The organism is Brevundimonas sp. ABV4_179 (assembly GCF_056311945.1).
The window spans coordinates 1,764,742-1,783,668 of the sequence record NZ_CM149976.1; the positions used below are offsets into that span (position 1 = coordinate 1,764,742).

Here is an 18,927-nt window from a genome sequence, read left to right on the forward strand (position 1 = left end):
GTTGGAGCCTCACTGCGCCGGCCGGCGCAGCGTCCGGAAGGTCACCGAGTATCGGAGCAGATCGCCCGGAGCGATGCTGTGCTGCCAGTTGTCGCGGGCAGGACCGTCGAGGAGATAGGCGGAGCCGGGACGCAGGATCTGGGAGGCCCGTCGCCAACCGCCGGCTTCGGGACGCCTGAAACGGAGCACGCAGTGGGAGACAAACGACAAGCCGACGACCTTGCCGTACTCGGGGCGATCTCGATGCCAACCGATGCCGGCGCCTGGCGTGTACTCGGTGACGAGGGCCTGGACGAGTTCGGCCTCGGGGATGTCTGCGAAGCCCGCCGCCGCGGCCCGAAACGGGGTCAGCCAGTCGGGCAGAGGATCGGCGTATGCAACCCGGTTGAGTGTGAAGTCGTAGCGGGAGCCGAACGAAACCGTCCGGCGATTGCCTTTAAATCCCCGAAAGTCAAAAGGGGCGAAGTCGAACGTGCGGGCCCGATCGACCAAATCCTCCTGGACCTCCGGCGAGATGACGGCGTCAGCGTAACGCAGACCGCGCGGCTCGTGCTGGCTCGGCACGGGACCCGGCTCGGGGAAGAGCGCGAGGGTGTCGGTCATGGCTTCAGCGCAGTTGGCTGTCCTTGCTGCCGCGCCGGTTGATGCCGGTGACGACGACGCGGCTGTCACGGCCGGATTGGCAGGGCACGCAGGTGGTAACGCCAGGAATCGCCCGACGGCGCGCCTCGGGGATGGGATCGCCGCATTCGATGCAGTCCTCGGTCCCTTCGCCGGCGGGCATGCGGGCGCGAGCGGTCAACACGCCGTCGAGGATGGTGTCGTCGATTTGATCCAGGACCGCTCCGTCTCGGGTCCAACCTCCAGCCATGTGGGGCTCCGTGTTCGTCCGTTGAAACAACGAGATAGGAAATCCGGCGGCCAAACCAAGCGTTGCCGCCGGCGGAACGCGCGAGGGGTTTCTGGTGAATGTGGCTGATCGGCTGATCACCGGCTGGGGCGCTGGGCGATCCATTTGGCAACTCCGCCATGTGGAACGCCGTGCTCAAGCCGTCGATTTCCTCAGCACGGCATTAAGCCGTGAGGAAACCAACATGCCCGAGAAGAACGACAGCACTGAACGATGGGGCGGACCAGGGGCGAGCCACGAAGACCGTTCGAAACCGAAACCGGATGCCGTCGTCAAGGACGCGGACGCCCCCGATCATCTTTCCCCAAGGAGCCAGGTCTCCTCTGGCGGCGAGCGGGATATCCACCATGGCCATTCTCCGGAGGCCAAAGGCGCCCGGCAGGCGACCAGCGAAGAGAAGCGCCACGAGCGCGACAACCGGCACTAGGAGCGACCGATGGCTCATCAAAACACCACCTCATCGTCGGCGACCGCCCAAAACGCCGCAACCGATCCGCTCGCGCCGGGTGACAAATCGCGTGACGGCGAGCGCGGGGCCGAACCCCGGAGCTATACCGACGGCACGCCGGAAACATCCGCCGTCGCGCCGCCTGCCGCTGGTGAACTCGCGGACTATGCGGACGAGGGCGAGGCGCTGTCTGCGGACGACGTACAGCAGGGCCAGACCCACGCGGATCGGGCTGACCGGTTCGAACGGCAGTCTCCGCAGGGGCCGAAAACCGTCGCCGCCAACCGGGACAGGCTGAAAGGGGAATAGAGCGAAACGACCGGCCTGGCGGAAGGCAGGCCGGTCGTTTGCTTCAAGCGCCGCGATGGCTTTGGGCGAGCGTCAGTGCGGCCGATCCGCATCCGCCTCGTCGGCCTGATCCACCATTTCCTGGTGGGCGCGGACCACCGGCAAGGTCTTGGCGGCCCAGCCCTTGAGTGCGTCGTTGCCGCCCACTCGGCCGTAGGTTTCCAGCAACGCCGCCGTCTCGTTGTGGGCCGCCTCCTGCTGCTGCAGGTAGACGCGGTCGAAGTCCTGATCCGTCGCGCCGCGAAGGTTGTCGATCAGGCCTTGATGACGTTGGTCGAGCGCTGTCGGTACAGTGAGGCCGGCCGCCGTGGCGATCGGTTTGAGCTCGTCGCCGGCCTTGGTGTGATCGGTGACCATCATCTGGCCGATGCGCTTGATCGCCGGATTGGCGGACCGCTCCGCCGCGATCCTGCCGGCTTCGACCTCATACATACCGCCGATGGCGGCATTGGCGACGAAGCCGTCGTCGGTCGTGGCGCCGGCCGGACCGGCCGCTGTGCCGACGACGCCGGCGGCGTGATCCTGGGCGGCGTTGACGGCCTGGTTCTGCTGGTCCGGCGCGCCGCCGGTTTCTTGCTGACACGCTCCGGTGAAGAGGGCCAAGCCGCAGGCGCCAGCGAAGAGTATTCGTTTCATGGTGTCCTCCCTTTAGATGTGTCCAAAATGCGTGTCGTCAAACGGCGTTCCAAGCCGTCACCCCGTCCGTTCAGGCGACTCCATTCGGCGCCGGGATATGAATCGGCCGGCTGACGCCTGGGCTTTTGGTCATCACCTGACCGCTCCGCCGATCGAGTCAGGGCAGGCAGTAGGCATCTGGTGAAGCGGCCCGCTGCGGAGAGATCAGAACCCCTCGGCGAGCCGTGGAACCTTAGCCATACATGGTCGTTTTTCCCGCCGTATTTTGCGGGGAGAGGGCGTTATGCCGACCTATGTCTTCCATCTGCACGATGGACCCGAAACCCGCCACGGACGGAGACCGTGGAGGCAAGTGACGATCAGGAGGCCCGGTCTCTGGCCGAACTTCGGCTCACGCTGAGCTCGGCGTTCAAGCATGTTGAAGTCGAGCGGGACGGCGTCGAACTCGTTCGACTGCACCGCGACAGCGAGCAGCCACGCGAAGTCTGAGGGTCGCGTTTCGGATCGCGAGACTGTGAGTTGCGCCAAAATCGTCCCAGGCGTTTTTTCCCGCGCGGGAGGAAAGGAAATGAACACAGAGACGAAATCCGCATCCGGGTCTGAGTTCGGTCCCGACGACATGGAGCTGTTGAGTCGGCAACTCGCCGAGCGCGGCTTTTACGTTCTCGGGCGCATGTCGGCCGCAAACTGGAAGCCCGCGCCTTCGAGGATTCAGGGCTCCCGGTCCAACGCGCGCCATAGGCCTTGAGCCCGCGCTTCGACACTGGTTTTAGTGGTCAGGGGCCGCCGCGGCTCCGGGCGTAACCGGAGCCAGCTCGGCCGCCTGGGACTTGGCCGGCGGCCCATCGACGATGACTGTACCGTCGTCCTCGATCTCTTCGATGGAGAGGATCGACTCGCCTGCGCTCATCAGCGGAGCGGCGGCGTCTCCGGCCTGGACATCGGTCTCGGACATCACGTGGACTTGGCGGGAAGACCCGCCATCCCGTCCCAGCGCAACCTTGTAGAGGCGCAGGCTCATGTGCCGGTCCCGAAACCGTCGGGGCCGCCGGCGCCGGCCGCGCCTTCGCCGCCGCTGGCCGGGCTTTCTGGCGTCTGGCCGGGCTGGTTCGTGCCGCCTTGGTCAGGCCGGCGAACCCCGGCTCCGCTATCGTCGTCCGGGCCGTTCTCGTCGGGACGGTGGGTACTGGTATCGGTCATGGCGACTCTCCTCTGTGTCCAGAAGAAAGCGGGCGAGCCGACGCAGGTTCCAGTGTCGGCAAGCGAATGAAGAAACCCCGAACGTTCTTCAGCATTGAGCCAACGACCACGGAGGGATCGATGAAACGCTACGCCTATGCCTGGATCACCCTGGGCTTCTTCGCCGTCTCCATGATCGGCCACTGGCTGTTCGGCTGGTTCACGTTCGTCGACGACGCTCGCGAGCACGGCCAAGCGGTCGAGCTAACGCCCTATCTGATGATGATGGGTCGCGACACCTTCGAGAACTGGCAGTCCGAGTTCCTGCAACTGCTGTGGCAGGTCGTCGGTCTGGCCTACTTCCTCTATGTCGGCTCGCCCGCGTCCAAGGAAAACGACGACCGCACCGAGGCCAAGCTGGACGCCCTTTTGCAACTGGTCGGCAAGGAGCGAGGCGAGGCCATCATCCGCGAGATCGACGAGACCCATGAGCGGCGCGGGGGTCACGCCAGGATCCATGTGGACCCGCCCTTCAATGCCTAGGGCGCCTATTTCCGAGGCGACGACGCCGATCAATCCGCCCGCTGCGCGTGGCCCTCGAAACTGCGATCTACCGGCCTATGTCGGGAACGGACTGATTGGGCTGCGCGTGCGCGAACAGCCGCTGCAGGCCGGCATGACGATCGTCAGCGGCTTCGCGGGAGAACATCCGGAGCGCCGGATCGAGGCTGCTGCCCCGGCGCCCTATCCGCTGGCCGGCGATCTCGCCCTCAACAACGTCTGGCTCAGCGACCAGCCGTCGGCGGTCTCGAACCTGGTCCAGGCCTATGATTTCGCCACCGCGGAGTTGACCAGCAGCTTCCGCTACGAGGCGGCGGGCGTCGTCGCCGAGGTCGAGGTCGTGACCTTCGCCAGCCGGTCGGCGCCGTCCATCGTGTTGCAGGAGATCAGTGTGCGGGTCGACCAAGCCTGCGACCTCGCCCTGCGCGCCGTGGTCGAGACCAGCGGTTTGAGGGGACGGGTGATCCGACGCCGAACCGATACCCCGGGAGAGCCGGAGCCGGCGTGCGACGGTTCGATCCTGTGGGAGTCGGAGGGCGGACATAGCACTTGCGGCTTCGCCCTGGCCACGGAGCTGACGGGAGGTGAGGCGGAACGGTCGGTGCAGACCTGGGATATCTCCGGACCGCTGCGCACCGAGTACAGGGTACGGGCGCGATCTGATCGGCCCGTGCGGCTCCGCCAGCTGGTCGCCGTCCTGCCCTCGGTCCTGCACGACCGGCCCGACGAGGAAGCCGTCCGCCGCGTGGCTCGCGCCCAGGCCAGCGGCTTCGAGACCCTGCGCGGTCGCAACCGCGAGGCCTGGGCCGAGATATGGAAAGGCCGGATCGTCGTGCACGGGGCTGACCGCGAGCATCAGGCCCTAATCGATGCGGCCGTCTTCTACCTGAACTGCTCGACCCATAAGGCGTCGCCGTCCGCGACCTCGATCTTCGGCCTCGCGACCTGGCACGACTACAACTACTACTTTGGTCACGTGATGTGGGACGTGGACGCCTTCTGCGTCCCGCCTCTGCTGTTCTTCCAGCCCGATGCGGCGCGCGCCATTCTCGACTTTCGCACCCGAGGGCTCGACGCGGCCCGGTCCAACGCCCGGCTGTCCGGGCGCGACGGCGTGCAGTTTCCGTGGGAGGCGGCGCCGCTGTCGGGGCAGGAGGCCTCGCCCGGAGGCGGGGACGGGGCCGCCCATGAGGATCATGGATCCCTTCACACGGCGCGCGCCTTCGGCCTCTACGCCGACGTCACCGGCGACGAAGCCTTCCTGAACGAGGACGCCTGGCCGGTGCTGTCCGGCGTCGCCGACTGGATCGTCAGCCGCACGACCCGCACGAAGCGGGGGCTGGAAATCCTGCGCGCCACCGGGCCGGCCGAGGTGCCCGAGCCCCCGAACAACGACGCCTTCACCATCATGGCGGCGATCCAGGTCCTGCGCCGCGCCGTCCGGGCGGCCGAACAGACGGGACGCACGGTCCCGACGGAATGGGCGGCGACCGCCGACGACCTGTATCTTCCTGTGCGGTCGGACGGGGTGATCGCCGCCCACGACGACTTCCGTGTGTCGGAGCCCAAGGGGGCAACGCCGTCCCCGCTGGCGGGGCTGTTTCCCTATGATCATCCCGCTTCGGAGCGAGAGCGGCGCAACACGTTCGACTTCTATCTGAAGCACTGGGCCGAGTACGTGGGGGCGCCGATGTTCCCGGCGCTCTACACGACTTGGGCCGCCATGGCGGGCGATCGCGGCCTGTCGCTCAAGCTCTTCGAGGAGGGGTACGCCGCCTACGATCAGGGGCGCTTCCACCAGTGTCTCGAGTATCGCCCCGACCATCCCGACAGCCAGGTGAAGGCCGGCCCCTTCTTCGCCAATCTCGGCGGCATGTTGCTGGGCCTGATGCTCGGGCTGACGGGGATGGTCGTCGATGATGGCGATCCCCAGGCCTGGCCACGACGCCCCGTCGTTCTGCCAGGGGGCTGGACCGCGATCGAGATCGGACGGGTCTGGGTGCGGGGGCGTCCGATGAGACTGCTGGCGAGCCAAGGCGCGGACCGGGCCGAACTGACGCTGGCAGCCTGAACCGGAACCGGCATGGCCCACCTGGTTTTCCCATAGAGGAGAGCGAGATGAACCAGACCCCGACATCCCCGGAAACCTTTCCTGCGGCGGAGAAGCCGGCCGAAGCCACCCCGGCGCCCTTGTCGGACGAGGAGGCTCATCGTCTGGATGTGAAGACCGAACGGGATGCCCGTCGACAGGCCGAGGTCGGCCAGATCGTGCGTGGCGGCGGCGGTTGATCGCGTCCGGCATCGGACATTGGAACGCTGTGGCGGCGAACGTTTTTTATGGGCTCAACCTTCAACGTGGAGAGCCCAGATGGCTGAGAAGACCCTCGACAACCTGTTCTACGACACGCTCAAGGACATCTACTACGCCGAGCGGAAGATCGTGAAGGCGCTGCCCAAGATGGCGCGCGGCGCGAACTCGCCCGAGCTCAAGGCGGCGTTCGAAAAGCACCGCGAAGAGACAGAAGGGCAGATCGAACGCCTGCAGCAGGTGTTCGAAATCATCGGCAAGCGCGCCATGGGCAAGACCTGCGACGCCATCGAAGGCATCCTCGCCGAAGGCGACGAGATCCTCGAGGAATATGCCGGGACCGACGCTTTGGACGCCGGCCTGATCGCCGCAGCCCAGGCGGTCGAACACTATGAGATCACCCGCTACGGCACGCTCAAGCGCTGGGCGACCCTGCTCGGCTTCGACGACGCAGCGGCGCTGCTGGACGAGACCCTGCAGCAGGAGTCGGCGACCGACGAAAGCCTGACGGCCCTGGCCGACGCCGCCGCCAACGCCAAGGCCCAAGGCGCGGCGGCGGCCTGATCCGCGATGGCGGACGGGCTGATCCGCGGCGCGATCCCTGAGACCGCGGTCCATCTCTGCATCGACATGCAGCGGATGTTCGCCGAGGACACCCCTTGGCGAACGCCGTGGATGGAGCGGGTGCTGCCGGTCGTGGTCGGGCTCTGCGAACGCAAGCCGGAGCGGACGTGGTTCACCCGCTTCATCCCTGCTGCCGAGGTCGGCGAGGGGTGGGGCACCTGGCGCGGCTATTGGGAACGCTGGCCGGAGATGACGATCGAGCGGCTGGGGCCAGAGCGGATCGACCTGATCCCGGCGCTCGCCGCCTTCGTCCCGCCCGCCCGCGTGCTGGACAAGCGCATCTATTCGCCGTGGCCGGGCACCGGGCTCGACGACGCCCTGCGCGCCGGCGGCGTCGACACCCTGGTCATCACCGGAGCGGAGACCGACGTCTGCGTGCTGGCCGCCGTTCTGGGTGCGGTCGATCTCGGCTATCGGGTGATCGTGGTCACGGACGGGCTGTGCAGCTCGTCCGACGAGAGCCATGACGCCCTGCTGGGGCTGTACCGTGACCGCTATGGACAGCAGGTGGAAACGGCGGAGAGTGCGGAAGTCCTCGCCAACTGGGCCTAGGGCGGCGCCCGGCTAGCTCTCCAGCTGCTCCATGCGGCATTGGGCTGGCGCCTTGTCGGGACGAAAGCGGAGCAGCTTGGTGCCGTGGCGGAAGCGGTCGTCCGAGACCTGGTCGAAGCCGACCTCGACCACGCGTTCAGGCCGTAGCGGCTCCCAAGCCGCAGACCGTTCGGTGGACCATCGGCTCGGCCCGCCGGGCGCGCGGCCGCTGAAGCCATCACCGCCGCGCAGGGCCTCCAGTTCGCGGGTCAGGGCGATCTTGTCGACGCCCCCGAACCCCGAGGTATGGCCGACGTGGTTGAGCTTACCCTCGTGGTCGTAGAGGCCGAGCAGGAGCGAACCGACGACCGGTGCATCCGACGCATAGCGGAAGCCGCCGATGACGCAGTCCGCCGTGCGGGCGCGCTTGACCTTGATCATGGCGCGCTCGCCTTCGACGTAAGCGCCGTCTTTAGCCTTGGCTACCACGCCCTCCAGCTTGCCCTCGTCAAGCCACGTCCGCGCGAGGGTCCGGTCAGTCGTGCCGGGGGTGAGGGTGAAGTCGGCGGATTGGTGAACCTCGAGGAAGGCCTCAAGCCGTCCATGTCGCTTCGACCAGGGCCGGGGCCTGAGATCCGACCCATCGACATCGACCAGCATGTCGAACAGGGCGTAGATCGCCGGCGTTTCCTGGGCGAAGCGCCGGATGCGGCTCTCGGCAGGATGCAGACGCGCCTGCAACACCTCGAAGGAGAAGGCGTCTCCGTCGCGCGCCAGCAGTTCGCCGTCGAGCCCGAACCGCGTTTCCGGCAGGGCGGCGAGGCGATCGACCACCTCGGGGAAGAAGCGGTTCAGCGACTTTCCGGACTTCGCGATCAGGTGAATCTGGCCGTCTCGCTTGAAGGCGAGGCAGCGAAAGCCGTCCCACTTGGGTTCATAGATCCAGCCAGCCCCGTCCGGCAGGTCCGATTGAGACCGAGCCTCCATGGGGCAGGTGTCCAGATCGGCGTGCATCGGTGCGACCTCAACCGGGTTTCAGCACGACCTTGGTCCACTCGTTCTGATTTTCCTTGAAGTTCTTGTAGCCCTCGGCGGCCTGTTCGAGGGGCAGGCGGTGCGAGATCAGGTCGGTGGTGTCGATCTTGCCGTCGAGGATGAGTTGCAGCAGTTGCGGCAGATAGTTCTGCACGTGGGTCTGGCCGGTTTTCAGGGTTAGGCCCTTTTCCATGAAGGCCCCGATCGGCCATTTGTCGGCGAAGCCGCCATAGACGCCGGGGACCGAGACGGTGCCGCCCTTGCGCACCGCCATGATGGTCTCGCGCAGGACGTGGGGGCGGTCGGTGCCCAGGATCTTCGTCTCCTGCTTGATGGCGTCGACGATGTTGTCCGGTGAGAAGCCGTGGGCCTCCATCCCGACCGCGTCGATGCAACTGTCCGGACCGATGCCGGCGGTCATCTCCATCAGGGCCTCGCGCACCTTGACCTCGTGGTAGTTGAGGACCTCGGCGCCGTTCTGTTTGGCCAGCTCGAGGCGGCGCGGGTGGTGATCGATGGCGATGACGCGGCCCGCACCCATCAGGATAGCGCTTTTGATCGCGAACAGGCCGACGGGACCGCAGCCCCAGATCGCCACGGTGTCGCCAGGCTTGATCTGGGCGTTCTCGGCCGCCATCCAGCCGGTGGGGAAGATGTCGGAGAGAAACAGGACGCGCTCATCCTCGATGCCGTCCGGAATCTTGATCGGGCCATAGTCTGAGTAGGGGACCCGGGCGTACTCGGCCTGACCGCCGGCGTAACCGCCGGTCAGGTGCGAATAGCCGAAGGCGCCCGTCATGGCGTAGCCGTAGGCGATCTCGGACGCGTCGGCCTTCTCGGCCGGATTGGAGTTGTCGCAGGCGGCTGGCATCTTGTGATCGCAGAAGAAGCATTTGCCGCAGGCGATGACGAAGGGGACCACGACGCGGTCGCCGCGCTTCAAGGTCGTATTGGCGGGCCCGACCTCCTCGACCACGCCCATGAACTCATGGCCCAGGATGTCGCCGTTCGACATGCCGGGGATCATGCTGTCGTAGAGGTGCAGGTCCGAGCCGCAGATGGCGGTGGCGGTGATCTTGATGATGGCGTCGCGGGGATTGACGATCTGCGGGTCGGGGACGGTGTCGACCTGGACGTTGTGTTTGCCGTGCCATGTGAGTGCGCGCATGGGAATCTCGCTGTTTGGAGGGTGTGTTCGGACGGGGCCGATCAGAAGTGGCGACTGGCGCGGGGCCCGGCGTCGGGCGCCTTGGAGGTCGAGACCTCGCCGGTCTCCATCAACTGCTTGAAGCGGCGCAGCTCGCGCCGGGCCTGGATGCGAGGCTCGCGCTGCATCACCTTGGCGACGACCTTGCCCAGTGCCCCGGCAGGTGGGTCGTAGCTGATGAAGATCCGCACCTCCGTGCCGCGACCGAAGGCGTTGTCCTTGAACTCGATCCAGCCCTCATGATCGACGTCGGAGCCTTCGCTGGAGCGCCAAGCGATCCGCTCGCCGGGGATATCCTCGGTGATCTCTGACACCAGATCGATTTCGGCGCCGGCGGGTCCGGCGATGGTCCATTGCGACCGTTTGGCGTCGAGAATCTCGACCGTCTTCACGTTCTCGGTGAAGGACGGCAGGTTCGTGAAGTCGCGCCAGAACTCATAAAGCTCCTGGCGTGGCCGGTTAATCATGGCGGCGCGGATGCTGGCGGCGGCGTAGTCGCCCTCGACATTGTCCTTGTCGATAAAGGCGGGAGAGGCGACCTCGGCGTCGGTGGAAATCGGGTCTGATGAGGACATGGGGGATGCTCCGTCTGGTCGGCTATCCAATCCGTCCGACGCGGCTGTGTTCCAGCGTGGCGATACGGAACCGCATCAGAGCCCTTTGCTTTTGCCGAACAGAGCCTTGTCCGGAGAACCCCATGTCCAATACTGAACTTTCCGCCGCTGAGGCGGTCCGGCCCCTCGCCATCGGAACCGGAGCCTCCAGTGGGATCGGTTACGAGCTGCGAGGCTGTTCGCGGAAGACGGTTATCACCTGATCGTCGCCGCCGACACGCCGTTGGCGGAAGCCGTCCAAGGGCTGGAAGCCGTGGGCGCGACCGTTGAAGCTGTTCAAGTCGATCTCGCAACGGAGCAGGGCGTCCAGGCCCTTTACGGCAAGATCGGGGGCCGGCCGGTTGACGCGCTTGCCGCCAACGCGGGTCACGGTCTCGGCAAGGGCTTCCTCGACGAAAGCTTCGAAGACATCCTGCATGTGATCAACACGAACATCACCGGCACGGTGCGCCTCGCTCATCTCCTGGGCCGCGACATGCGCGAACGGGGACGCGGCCGGATCCTCTTCACCGGGTCGATCGCCGGCCTGATGCCCGGCAGCTTCCAGGCCGTCTACAACGCGTCCAAGGCCTTCGTGGACAGCTTCTCCTTCGCCCTGCGCAACGAGCTGAAGGATACGGGCGTCACCGTGACGGTCCTGATGCCGGGCGTGACAGACACCGACTTCTTCGAGCGGGCCGGACTGATGGACACGAAGGTGGGGCAGGACGACAAGAAGATGGACCCCGCCGACGTCGCCAAATACGGCTACGACGCGATGAATCGCGGCGACGGCGATGTGGTCGCCGGCTTGGGCAACAAACTTCAGGCGGCGATCGCCGCTGTGACTCCCCAGACCGTGTTGGCCGAGCAGCATCGCAAGATGGCGGAGCCCGGCTCCGGTCAGGGTTGAACCATGAAAAACCCAGACGACGAGAAACCAGGACCGGAGGATGATCTTCGCCAAGGTCCTCTGAACCCCCGAGGGGAAGATGGGCTCGTCGTCGTCGAAAATCCTCCGGGAAAGCCCATGCACATGTCACCGGATGAAGCGGACATATCGGGCATCCGAATGCTCGATGCGGCCCACGACGCGCGTCGCCGACCAGGCGACTAGCCGCTCGGGATTTCACGGCTGGCGCCGGAACAACGAGCCAAGCGGCACGTTGGGTCCCCGCGCGTGGGGGCTGCATGAAAGACTCGTTGGATTCAGAAGACCGTCGCTATCGACTGCTGGTCGATGCGATCACGGACTACGCCGTCTATATGCTGGACGAGAACGGCTATGTGTCCAGTTGGAACCCCGGCGCCCAACGCTTCAAGGGCTATCGCGCCGACGAGATTGTCGGTCAGCATTTCTCCCGTTTTTACACCCCTGAAGATCGGGCGTCGGATCTGCCCAAGCGCGCGCTCGCCGAGGCGGCCGAACAAGGTCGATTTGAACACGAAGGCTGGAGACTGCGCCAGGACGGGACCAGGTTCTGGGCTCATGTGGTCATTGATCCGATCCGCGACCCGGCGGGGAAGGTCATCGGCTTCGCCAAGGTGACGCGAGATCTGACCGAGCGTCGAGCGGCCGAGGAACAGCTTCGTCTGTCTCAGGAACAGTTCCAACTGCTGGTCAACGGCGTCACGGATTACGCCATCTATATGCTCGATCCGTCAGGGCTCGTCTCGAGTTGGAACTCCGGCGCCGAGCGGATCAAGGGCTTCCGCCGCGACGAGATCGTCGGCGAGCATTTCTCCCGGTTCTACACGGCCGAAGATCGCGAGGCCGGCCTGCCCGAACGCGCGCTGGAAACGGCGACGGCGGACGGTCGGTTTGAAAAAGAAGGCTGGCGTCTGCGCAAAGACGGCTCGCGGTTCTGGGCCCATGTCATCATCGACGCTGTCCGGAATGACGATGGCGCGATCATTGGCTTCGCCAAGGTCACCCGTGACATCACAGAACGAATGGAAAGCCAGCGTCAGCTGGAGGCGGCTCGTGAAGCACTCTTCCAGTCACAGAAATTGGAAGCTATCGGCCAGCTCACCGGTGGAATCGCGCATGACTTCAACAATCTTCTTTCGGCCGTTCTCGGAAGCCTCGACCTGGTCCGCAAGCGGCTGCCGTTCGATCCCCGCATCTCGCCACTGATCGACAACGCCATCCTCGGAGCCGAGCGGGGCGCCGCTCTGACCCAGCGGATGTTGGCCTTCGCCCGGAAGCAGGATCTGGAAACCCGACCGACTGACCTGCCGGCTCTGGTCGGCGGCATGCGTGATTTCCTCCAGAGGACGATCGGTCCACGGATTGAGATCGAGACCGAGTTTCCAAGGGGACTGGCGCCGATTCTAACGGATCCGGTCCAGCTGGAGACGACCTTGCTCAACTTGGCGGTCAACGCACGAGACGCCATGCCCGACGCCGGTGTGATCCGCATCGGGGCCTCGGCGGCCAAGGTCAAGGCGGGGGACCCCCTGCTTGCGCCGGGCGACTATGTGAAACTCTACGTCAGCGATACGGGCGAAGGGATGGATCCGGCGACCCTGGCGCGCGCCGCAGATCCGTTCTTCACCACCAAAGGGGTGGGGAAGGGGACTGGTTTGGGACTGTCGATGATCCACGGTCTCATGGCCCAGACCGGCGGGCGTCTTCAGATCGACAGTCAACCGGGCGAGGGTACGACCGTGACCCTCTGGCTCCGGGTTGCCGAGGGCGCCGAAGGACTGAGCGCGATCCCCACCGTCGATCCCGTTCAAGCCGGAAAGGCGTTGCTCCGGATCCTCGCTGTGGATGACGATCCCCGTGTGCTGATCAACACGACGGCCTTGTTGGAAGATCTCGGGCACGAGGTGATTACCGCCTCGTCCGGGAAGCAGGCTTTGGTGCACCTCAAATCGGACGTGCCGCTCGACTTGATGGTCACCGATCACGTCATGCCTCAAATGTCGGGTTTTGAATTGATCTTAGAGGCCAAACGGCTACGTCCGGGATTACCCGCGCTCATCACGTCCGGGTTCGCAGAGCTAGATACCGTCGATAACGACGAGCTTCTCCGGCTGCCGAAACCTTTCAATCAAGCGGATCTAGAGCGCGCGGTATGGTCAGCGGTTGAAGGCGATATCCAGTCCTGACGCCTCGCGTGGGGGACCGCATGAGGGGCTCCGACGCCTCGAAGGGCCATTGTTCGAAGATGGCGTAGTCGCCCCGACTTGCCTCCCGAAAGCCCGTAGCTCCTTCGGTATCCGCCAACCCGCCGCCAAAGCCGACACTGTGAGGTGTGCTTGTTGGAACCTAAGAAAGAACCTATGGGTCAGAGTACACCATATTTTCTATAGTGACGGTCAAATGGTGCGACGCGACGGGGAAGTTGATTCCTGCTGGTACATTGTCACTACATAGGGCGAATGCGGTAATAGACGTCGAAAGATGGCGACATCACGCAAATTTTATGATGAGGAATTCGCCAGTGTTTTCAATATCTCAGAATTTGTTCGGCCTACGGATCGGTTTGATCGATCAAAGTGAAGAAAAAACCCAGAACGTTCAACGTCCTGGGCCATTTTTCGCAATCGAGTGGGAATAACTCGGGGCTCTCGCTACCTTTCCGTATCGCTTCCGAAAACCTCGATAAGCGCCTGACAACATTGTGAATTCTGACGAGACCCTTCGATATCATTCGGAGGGTCTTTTTTCGTTTTACCGTCACTGGCGACGGTGTCGCCTCCTGTTGCGATGCAGGAAGCTCCCGGCGACCGCCATCCACGTCCGCGACATCGTCAAACAGATTTACGCCTGGCAGGCCCTTCACACCCGTGGTCACGGTGCAGGAGACCTCGGCTCCGCGTTTTGATCCGCGCGTCTGACAGGGCGCGAGCGCCGCAGGCGGACGTCCGGGCCGGCCGCCCTCGGAATTGGCCGATCCCGGCGAAGTTTCAGCCAGGCCTCGACCTCGGCGAGGTCCCACACGACGCAGCGCGGCGTGAGCAGGAAACGCTTGGGAAACTGACCCTTCTGCTCCATCTCCCAGATGGTGCTGTCGGCCAGCGGCACCATCTGACGAAGCTCAGGCTTCTTGATGGTTCGCTTGAGCGGCGGTGCGGCGGCTTGTGCCATCGGGCTCTCCTTTGAATACGACTCAAGGGAATCCGAAAGGCGACGACGGAGCCATCCGCAGGTCTCCTTGGGTGAAGTCGCCACCGTGTCGTTGCGGATTGCCGACCCTCAGCGGGGCTGGAAAGCTCTGCCCCGGTTGCCGATCATCACCCAGCCGGCGTTGGTCGGGCGGTAACCGCCTTTTGCGACGGCCTCGGCAAGTCCCAGCACCGTCAGTTCGCGTCCGCGGTTCTCGTTGCCGGCGCGCGCCGGATCCACGAGGTCCAGCAAGGCTTCGATGCGTTCAGCGTCAGTCATGGGTTCTCTATGGACGGATCGGCACCGAGTTCAAGGAAAGAGGGTGTGTTCGTCGAAGCCGGCCGGTCGGCGTGTCGGCGCGGCACGAAAGTTCGTGACCCCCAACAGACGCGGCTGCGCAAAGTATGCATGGAATTTAAATCAAAATCTTTGCATAAGCGTCGGACGCTTCCTATGTAGGTGGCGAAGGATTTTCCCAATGTCGGCGCTCAACGATGTGAGGAAACGACTGCGGCCTGGTCAGGTCTATCGTCGTCAGGATTTCGAGAAGTGGTCCAATGCCGTGGATCGGCATCTGCGCCAGCTCGTGGAGGAAGGGCGACTGGAGAAGGTCTCCGGCGGCCTCTATCTGGCGCCGCGCCAGACGCGCTACGGCAAGGCTCCCGCCCGGCCGGAGAAACTGGTGGAGAGCTTCCTCAAGGACGACCGCTTCCTGCTGGTCTCGCCGAACGCCTACAACGGCCTGGGGGTAGGGACGACCCAGCTGTACAACGAACCCGTTGTCTACAATCTCAAACGCCATGGCCGGTTCGACCTCGGCGGCCGCGTCTATGACTTCCGCAAAAAGCCCTCGGTCCCGGCCAAGCTGACCGAGGAGGTCCTTCTCGTCGATCTGTTGCAGAACCTGGACCGGCTCGCCGAGACCCGCACCGCCACAGTTACAGGCCGAGATGCGGTCGCTCATCCAGTTCAAATCCGCGACCCTCACAGACCTGGGCTTTCAGCGATCGGGTGTCTGGGGGCCGGAGACGGCCGCCCAGCGCGGCGAGCATCTTGCCCCGCTGTTCGGAGCCCTGGCCGCCCGTTCGGACGGCGAGGTGAAAGGGGCAGGGGCCGTGCCTGAAGATCTCTCGCTTGCCCTGTTGGTCTGCCCGCCAGTCTGGGACTGGTACATCCAGTGGCGTGAGCAGAGGCGAGGCTTCTTCACCGGTTGGGAGTCGGAGATGCTCCTGCTGGCGGCGGCCCTGACCCGGGTGGAGTTCGGTTGGCTGCGCCAATGTCCGTGGCTGGCCGAACGGCTCCGGCCGATCCCCGGCGTCCTGACGCAGGCGGACATCGAGACCGTCCAGGCTGACTGGGACATGGCCTGCGAGCGGATGAACCGGCACGCCCTGTCGCGGGCGCGAGAGGTGCAGCGGGTCGCGCGCGTCCACCGCGATCCATTCGAGCCGCTGCTTCCCATTCTCGAGGCCGCGAGCCCAGTGGGCGAATATCTCAAGATCGCCGAGGAGGTGCTGCGGTACATGCCGGATGCCCGTCGCCATCCGCGCGCGGCGGCCGAGACGGTGCGCGGGTTTCTCATGCTGCGGTTGACATCGGCACCCGGCTGAAAATCGACCAGTCTTTCGTCAGGAACGTCACAACGAACCGGGAAGACGCGGCGATCGTCCGCGCCGTGATCTATCTCGGCCGGAACTTTAGCCTGGATGTGATCGCCGAAGGTGTGGAGAGCGAAGAACAGCTGGCCTTCCTCGCCGAGAACGGGTGTCCGGAAGCGCAGGGCTATCTGTTCGGTCGCCCCGTCATGACCAAGACGTTCGACTTGGGTATCTGACGGCAGGAGAGATAGTGCCGCGCGAAGCTTTTCCGCCGCCGGCGCGGGTATAGAGCCCTAAGACGTTTTGACATGCCGAGGCGGTGTCGGCGCTCCGGTTCGTCGATAGCCGACATCCAGGGGTTGCGCGCTTCGAGCGTCCGTCAGCGGACTTTCGAAAAGCTGCATTTCCTCTACGACACCAAGGTGCTAAGCGTGGCCATTAGCTCGCGATGGCCGATGACCTCCTACCTTTTCAAGCTTTACACAACGCCCGACGGGGAGCCGGTCACCGAGTTGGCCAATGCCCAGGACGACGAAGAGGCGCGAGATCTGGCGGAACTGCGTCTTCTCTTGACCGGCGGGTTATTGCGGGTTTCTGTCCACCGTGATGGGGAAGAGGTCCTGATCCTGACGCGGGACAACGACGGGCGAGACCCCTAGTTCGGGGGCTCATTATGTCGGTGCGGCTGGAGATTATCTGAATGGCGGAGGCCGACGACGCAGGTCGCTTGCTTGATCTGGAGAAAGAAGTCGCCCGGCTGCACGGTTGTGTCGGGGTCCTTTCCGAAGGCTTGCATGTCACGCTCGTCGCGCTGGAAGTGCTCATGGACCCCGAGCGGCCCGAGGCTTTCATGCACCGGGCGCTCGTCGAAGGATTGAGGCCACGGATCGAGTACGATTACTCCGGCGAAGAACGAATGGCGGCGCTGGAAATGCTGTCATGGATCGAGTCGCACGCTGTACGGTCCGACGACGAGCAAGGCCAAGGCTAGGCCTCTCGCCGGGTCAGCTCAAATCGCCAGGAAAGCCAGGACCCGCGGGGCGGCGATCTCCGTGTCAACCGCTCGACCAGGCGGCGCCTTTCTGTCCTCCCTGTTCGAGAACTGGGAGAGCGAATTTCTGCAGATGAGGACCTATGTCGTCTTGACCGCCTATCTGATGCAGCGCGGGTCTCCGGAGTCCAAGGATCTCGACGAGCCTTCGCCCCAAGATCGCGACCCGGTCCTCGACGCCGATCGCAAGGATGCCACCGACTGTCTACAGCGCGCCCATCGCGGAGCGCGAGTTCGATCTCCTGGGCGGCGACGCCTGCGGCCCTGTCCGGCTTTGTGAACAGGATATCGAAGGAGCGGCCCACGATATCGCCCGCGGCGTAGCCCGTTACCGCCTGGGGTTCTCCCGACCATTCGGGCACGACGCCGTCTTCAGAAAGAACCACGATGGCGTAGGCCTTGACGTTGCGAACGATCAGGTCCGCCAGGTCAGGATGGGTGGACAAAGGCATCATCGACTCCGCCATTCCTTGTGAGCGCTCCGGCTCTCGATTGGATCAAACGCAGCCTCTGCGCTCATCGCGCACTGGCGATGAGCGCCCCGCAGTTTGCGTCCTTGGCTAGGCCGGGATCGACGAAGGCGAACAGGGCCGCGACCGGCGCCGCGACGGCCCCGACGATGGCCGCCAGACCGCCCTGCGCGACCACCTGGCCCGTATCGACACCGACCCGCGGCGAGGTCAGTGATCCTCTCACCAGAATGGGCGTCCAGAGCCGCAGCAGACGCGGCTTCTTGGAATCGCCGTCGATCTTCAGGTCGAGCGTCTCGGCGCCAAGATTGATCGATCCCGAGCCATTGGCCAGAACCACATCCGTATCGATCACGAGGGTCTGGGCCCGGGCGACGCCGTTGGAGACGTTGAAGTCGGCGACAGCGCAGCGGATGTCGGCCTTGGACTGGTCGCCGCGCAGTAGCTTGAGCAGTCCCGCGCTGGCGTTGATGCCGAGGAGTTCGGCGAAGGCTGAGCGCATCTCTCCGTTCGGCACCACCAGGCTGACCGAACCCTTCGACGCGGCGGCGAACCGATGGATCGAGTTTCCCGGTCCCTCAAGGAGCATCCGCCCGGTGGCCTGGCCTGTGATCGGCGCCGTGCCATTCTTCGCAGGCACGATGGATTCCAGCGGATAGCCGGTAAGCCGAAAGTCCATAGCGCTGTAGGGCATGTCCCGCGCGGCGTTGATCCGCGCCGTTCCGGTCAGGCTTCCTCGATTGAAGGTAAAGGCGACCGGATTGAGGTTAAGGACCCCGGCTTCAAGTTCTGCGCCCAGACGCACTGCACGAATGTCCATCTCGTTGGCCTTCACCGAAGCCGCCCGGTAGGTCAGGCTCCCGTCCATCGTCCGCAAGCGATCGACGTTCAAGGTGGCGTCAGGCAACAGCTTGCCCGGCGCGCCCGAACTGACCGTGGTGGTGTTGGTGCCGGCCGCATTCGTCTGGGTCCGGGCCCCGAAGATGGCCATGAGGTCGTCGATATCCAGCCTCTGCGAGGCGAGTTGCGCCTCCAATCGCAGGCGGCCGCCCGTCTCGGCCTTGACGTCTCCGGACAGGTCGGACGACCCGACCCGGCCGGTGAAGTCGTTGAAGGTCCAGGTGCTGTCGTCGCGCTTCAACGCCCCCGCCAGCCGGTAGGGCGGGGTATTGGGAAGGGTCACGCCGGTCAGCAGGTACAGGTCGCTGAGGTCTTGCCCCTGGAGGGTCAGGGTTGAGGTGAACTGGCCCAGGTGGAAGGGTCGGGTGACCGCGCCGTCGGCGGTCAACTTCGACCGCGCGCCCTCGATCA

26 protein-coding genes and 1 pseudogene are annotated in these 18,927 nt (G+C 64.9%); 14 read left to right on the plus strand and 13 right to left on the minus strand.

Features of this window, described 5'->3' with window-relative positions; translation table 11 throughout:
• Window positions 1–9: 9 nt before the first annotated feature.
• Together ACYX4P_RS08385 and ACYX4P_RS08390 are read right to left on the minus strand one after the other, a co-directional pair.
• Entirely contained in the window at window positions 10–603 is a 594-nt protein-coding gene (locus ACYX4P_RS08385; protein ID WP_066629161.1) for an alpha-ketoglutarate-dependent dioxygenase AlkB, read from the minus strand.
• Window positions 604–607: 4 nt separating this feature from the next.
• Complete coding sequence (locus tag ACYX4P_RS08390; protein ID WP_066629162.1) at window positions 608–871, minus strand: DksA/TraR family C4-type zinc finger protein; 264 nt, start codon at window positions 869–871, stop codon at window positions 608–610.
• Between the two features lie 94 nt (window positions 872–965).
• Here ACYX4P_RS08390 and ACYX4P_RS08395 point away from each other — a divergent pair, with 94 nt between their 5' ends.
• Together ACYX4P_RS08395 and ACYX4P_RS08400 are read left to right on the plus strand one after the other, a co-directional pair.
• Complete coding sequence (locus ACYX4P_RS08395) at window positions 966–1,337, plus strand: hypothetical protein (RefSeq protein ID WP_292046618.1); 372 nt, start codon at window positions 966–968, stop codon at window positions 1,335–1,337.
• Window positions 1,338–1,346: 9 nt separating this feature from the next.
• Window positions 1,347–1,667, plus strand: a complete 321-nt coding sequence (locus ACYX4P_RS08400) for a hypothetical protein (protein WP_066629165.1) — start codon at window positions 1,347–1,349, stop codon at window positions 1,665–1,667.
• 72 nt (window positions 1,668–1,739) lie between these two features.
• Here the strand turns inward: ACYX4P_RS08400 and ACYX4P_RS08405 are convergent, their stop codons facing one another.
• The 3 genes from ACYX4P_RS08405 to ACYX4P_RS08415 form a co-directional block, all read right to left on the minus strand.
• A complete protein-coding gene (locus tag ACYX4P_RS08405; RefSeq protein ID WP_292046617.1) occupies window positions 1,740–2,342 on the minus strand; it encodes a DUF4142 domain-containing protein in 603 nt (200 codons plus the stop codon).
• Window positions 2,343–3,111: 769 nt separating this feature from the next.
• A complete protein-coding gene (locus tag ACYX4P_RS08410; protein ID WP_244878395.1) occupies window positions 3,112–3,363 on the minus strand; it encodes a hypothetical protein in 252 nt (83 codons plus the stop codon).
• Entirely contained in the window at window positions 3,360–3,542 is a 183-nt protein-coding gene (locus ACYX4P_RS08415) for a hypothetical protein (RefSeq protein WP_066629178.1), read from the minus strand. Before ACYX4P_RS08415 ends, ACYX4P_RS08410 begins: the two co-directional genes overlap by 4 nt.
• Window positions 3,543–3,662: 120 nt before the next feature.
• Here ACYX4P_RS08415 and ACYX4P_RS08420 point away from each other — a divergent pair, with 120 nt between their 5' ends.
• The 5 genes from ACYX4P_RS08420 (at window position 3,663) to ACYX4P_RS08440 (ending at window position 7,566) form a co-directional block, all read left to right on the plus strand.
• Entirely contained in the window at window positions 3,663–4,064 is a 402-nt protein-coding gene (locus tag ACYX4P_RS08420) for a DUF6766 family protein (RefSeq protein WP_066629181.1), read from the plus strand.
• Window positions 4,057–6,153, plus strand: coding sequence for a glycoside hydrolase family 65 protein (locus tag ACYX4P_RS08425; protein WP_314136598.1), 2,097 nt, complete (start codon window positions 4,057–4,059; stop codon window positions 6,151–6,153). The genes ACYX4P_RS08420 and ACYX4P_RS08425 overlap by 8 nt, the downstream gene beginning before the upstream one ends.
• A 47-nt stretch (window positions 6,154–6,200) precedes the next feature.
• Window positions 6,201–6,371, plus strand: coding sequence for a hypothetical protein (locus ACYX4P_RS08430; protein WP_157076477.1), 171 nt, complete (start codon window positions 6,201–6,203; stop codon window positions 6,369–6,371).
• Window positions 6,372–6,450: 79 nt separating this feature from the next.
• Window positions 6,451–6,954: a YciE/YciF ferroxidase family protein gene (locus tag ACYX4P_RS08435; RefSeq protein WP_066629196.1), complete on the plus strand. Its 504-nt coding sequence runs from the start codon at window positions 6,451–6,453 to the stop codon at window positions 6,952–6,954.
• A 66-nt stretch (window positions 6,955–7,020) separates the two neighbouring features.
• Window positions 7,021–7,566 (plus strand): cysteine hydrolase family protein, encoded by a 546-nt coding sequence (locus ACYX4P_RS08440; protein ID WP_476070246.1) that lies wholly within the window; start codon window positions 7,021–7,023, stop codon window positions 7,564–7,566.
• Window positions 7,567–7,578: 12 nt separating this feature from the next.
• Here ACYX4P_RS08440 and ACYX4P_RS08445 read toward each other — a convergent pair whose 3' ends face one another.
• The 3 genes from ACYX4P_RS08445 to ACYX4P_RS08455 are packed head-to-tail and all read right to left on the minus strand — an operon-like array spanning window position 7,579 to window position 10,362.
• Window positions 7,579–8,559, minus strand: coding sequence for an ATP-dependent DNA ligase (locus tag ACYX4P_RS08445; protein ID WP_476070247.1), 981 nt, complete (start codon window positions 8,557–8,559; stop codon window positions 7,579–7,581).
• Window positions 8,560–8,569: 10 nt separating this feature from the next.
• Window positions 8,570–9,748, minus strand: a complete 1,179-nt coding sequence (locus ACYX4P_RS08450) for a zinc-dependent alcohol dehydrogenase (RefSeq protein ID WP_066629202.1) — start codon at window positions 9,746–9,748, stop codon at window positions 8,570–8,572.
• A 41-nt stretch (window positions 9,749–9,789) separates the two neighbouring features.
• Window positions 9,790–10,362, minus strand: coding sequence for an SRPBCC family protein (locus tag ACYX4P_RS08455; protein ID WP_292046921.1), 573 nt, complete (start codon window positions 10,360–10,362; stop codon window positions 9,790–9,792).
• A gap of 262 nt (window positions 10,363–10,624) precedes the next feature.
• On the opposite strand from ACYX4P_RS08455, the gene ACYX4P_RS08460 reads away from it, so the two are divergent.
• Complete coding sequence (locus ACYX4P_RS08460; protein WP_476070248.1) at window positions 10,625–11,293, plus strand: SDR family NAD(P)-dependent oxidoreductase; 669 nt, start codon at window positions 10,625–10,627, stop codon at window positions 11,291–11,293.
• 278 nt (window positions 11,294–11,571) lie between these two features.
• The gene (locus ACYX4P_RS08465; protein ID WP_292046918.1) at window positions 11,572–13,497 is read left to right on the plus strand and encodes a hybrid sensor histidine kinase/response regulator; all 1,926 of its coding nucleotides are present in this window, start codon (window positions 11,572–11,574) and stop codon (window positions 13,495–13,497) included.
• Between the two features lie 685 nt (window positions 13,498–14,182).
• Here the strand turns inward: ACYX4P_RS08465 and ACYX4P_RS08470 are convergent.
• The 3 genes from ACYX4P_RS08470 to ACYX4P_RS08480 form a co-directional block, all read right to left on the minus strand.
• Window positions 14,183–14,479 carry a helix-turn-helix transcriptional regulator gene (locus tag ACYX4P_RS08470; RefSeq protein ID WP_066629210.1) on the minus strand — a complete coding sequence of 99 codons (297 nt, stop codon included), beginning with the start codon at window positions 14,477–14,479 and terminating at the stop codon, window positions 14,183–14,185.
• Window positions 14,480–14,587: 108 nt separating this feature from the next.
• Complete coding sequence (locus tag ACYX4P_RS08475; RefSeq protein WP_183195817.1) at window positions 14,588–14,776, minus strand: hypothetical protein; 189 nt, start codon at window positions 14,774–14,776, stop codon at window positions 14,588–14,590.
• A gap of 172 nt (window positions 14,777–14,948) precedes the next feature.
• A complete protein-coding gene (locus ACYX4P_RS08480) occupies window positions 14,949–15,461 on the minus strand; it encodes a hypothetical protein (RefSeq protein WP_248119773.1) in 513 nt (170 codons plus the stop codon).
• Between ACYX4P_RS08480 and ACYX4P_RS08485 the strand changes: the two genes are divergently transcribed.
• From ACYX4P_RS08485 to ACYX4P_RS08505, 5 genes are all read left to right on the plus strand, one after another.
• Window positions 15,448–16,107, plus strand: coding sequence for a hypothetical protein (locus ACYX4P_RS08485; protein ID WP_248119776.1), 660 nt, complete (start codon window positions 15,448–15,450; stop codon window positions 16,105–16,107). The genes ACYX4P_RS08480 and ACYX4P_RS08485 overlap by 14 nt on opposite strands.
• A 53-nt stretch (window positions 16,108–16,160) precedes the next feature.
• Window positions 16,161–16,331 carry an EAL domain-containing protein gene (locus tag ACYX4P_RS08490; RefSeq protein WP_244878404.1) on the plus strand — a complete coding sequence of 57 codons (171 nt, stop codon included), beginning with the start codon at window positions 16,161–16,163 and terminating at the stop codon, window positions 16,329–16,331.
• Window positions 16,332–16,550: 219 nt separating this feature from the next.
• Window positions 16,551–16,754 (plus strand): hypothetical protein, encoded by a 204-nt coding sequence (locus tag ACYX4P_RS08495; protein WP_157076479.1) that lies wholly within the window; start codon window positions 16,551–16,553, stop codon window positions 16,752–16,754.
• Between the two features lie 41 nt (window positions 16,755–16,795).
• The gene (locus ACYX4P_RS08500) at window positions 16,796–17,086 is read left to right on the plus strand and encodes a hypothetical protein (RefSeq protein ID WP_066629222.1); all 291 of its coding nucleotides are present in this window, start codon (window positions 16,796–16,798) and stop codon (window positions 17,084–17,086) included.
• 61 nt (window positions 17,087–17,147) lie between these two features.
• Window positions 17,148–17,426: a DUF6766 family protein gene (locus ACYX4P_RS08505; RefSeq protein ID WP_084375439.1), complete on the plus strand. Its 279-nt coding sequence runs from the start codon at window positions 17,148–17,150 to the stop codon at window positions 17,424–17,426.
• Here ACYX4P_RS08505 and ACYX4P_RS08510 read toward each other — a convergent pair.
• A pseudogene (locus ACYX4P_RS08510) lies at window positions 17,377–17,613 on the minus strand (PAS domain S-box protein); the annotation flags it as partial. The gene ACYX4P_RS08505 and the pseudogene ACYX4P_RS08510 sit on opposite strands and share 50 nt — an antisense overlap.
• A gap of 49 nt (window positions 17,614–17,662) precedes the next feature.
• Entirely contained in the window at window positions 17,663–18,904 is a 1,242-nt protein-coding gene (locus ACYX4P_RS08515; RefSeq protein ID WP_292046909.1) for an AsmA family protein, read from the minus strand.
• Window positions 18,905–18,927: the final 23 nt, after the last annotated feature.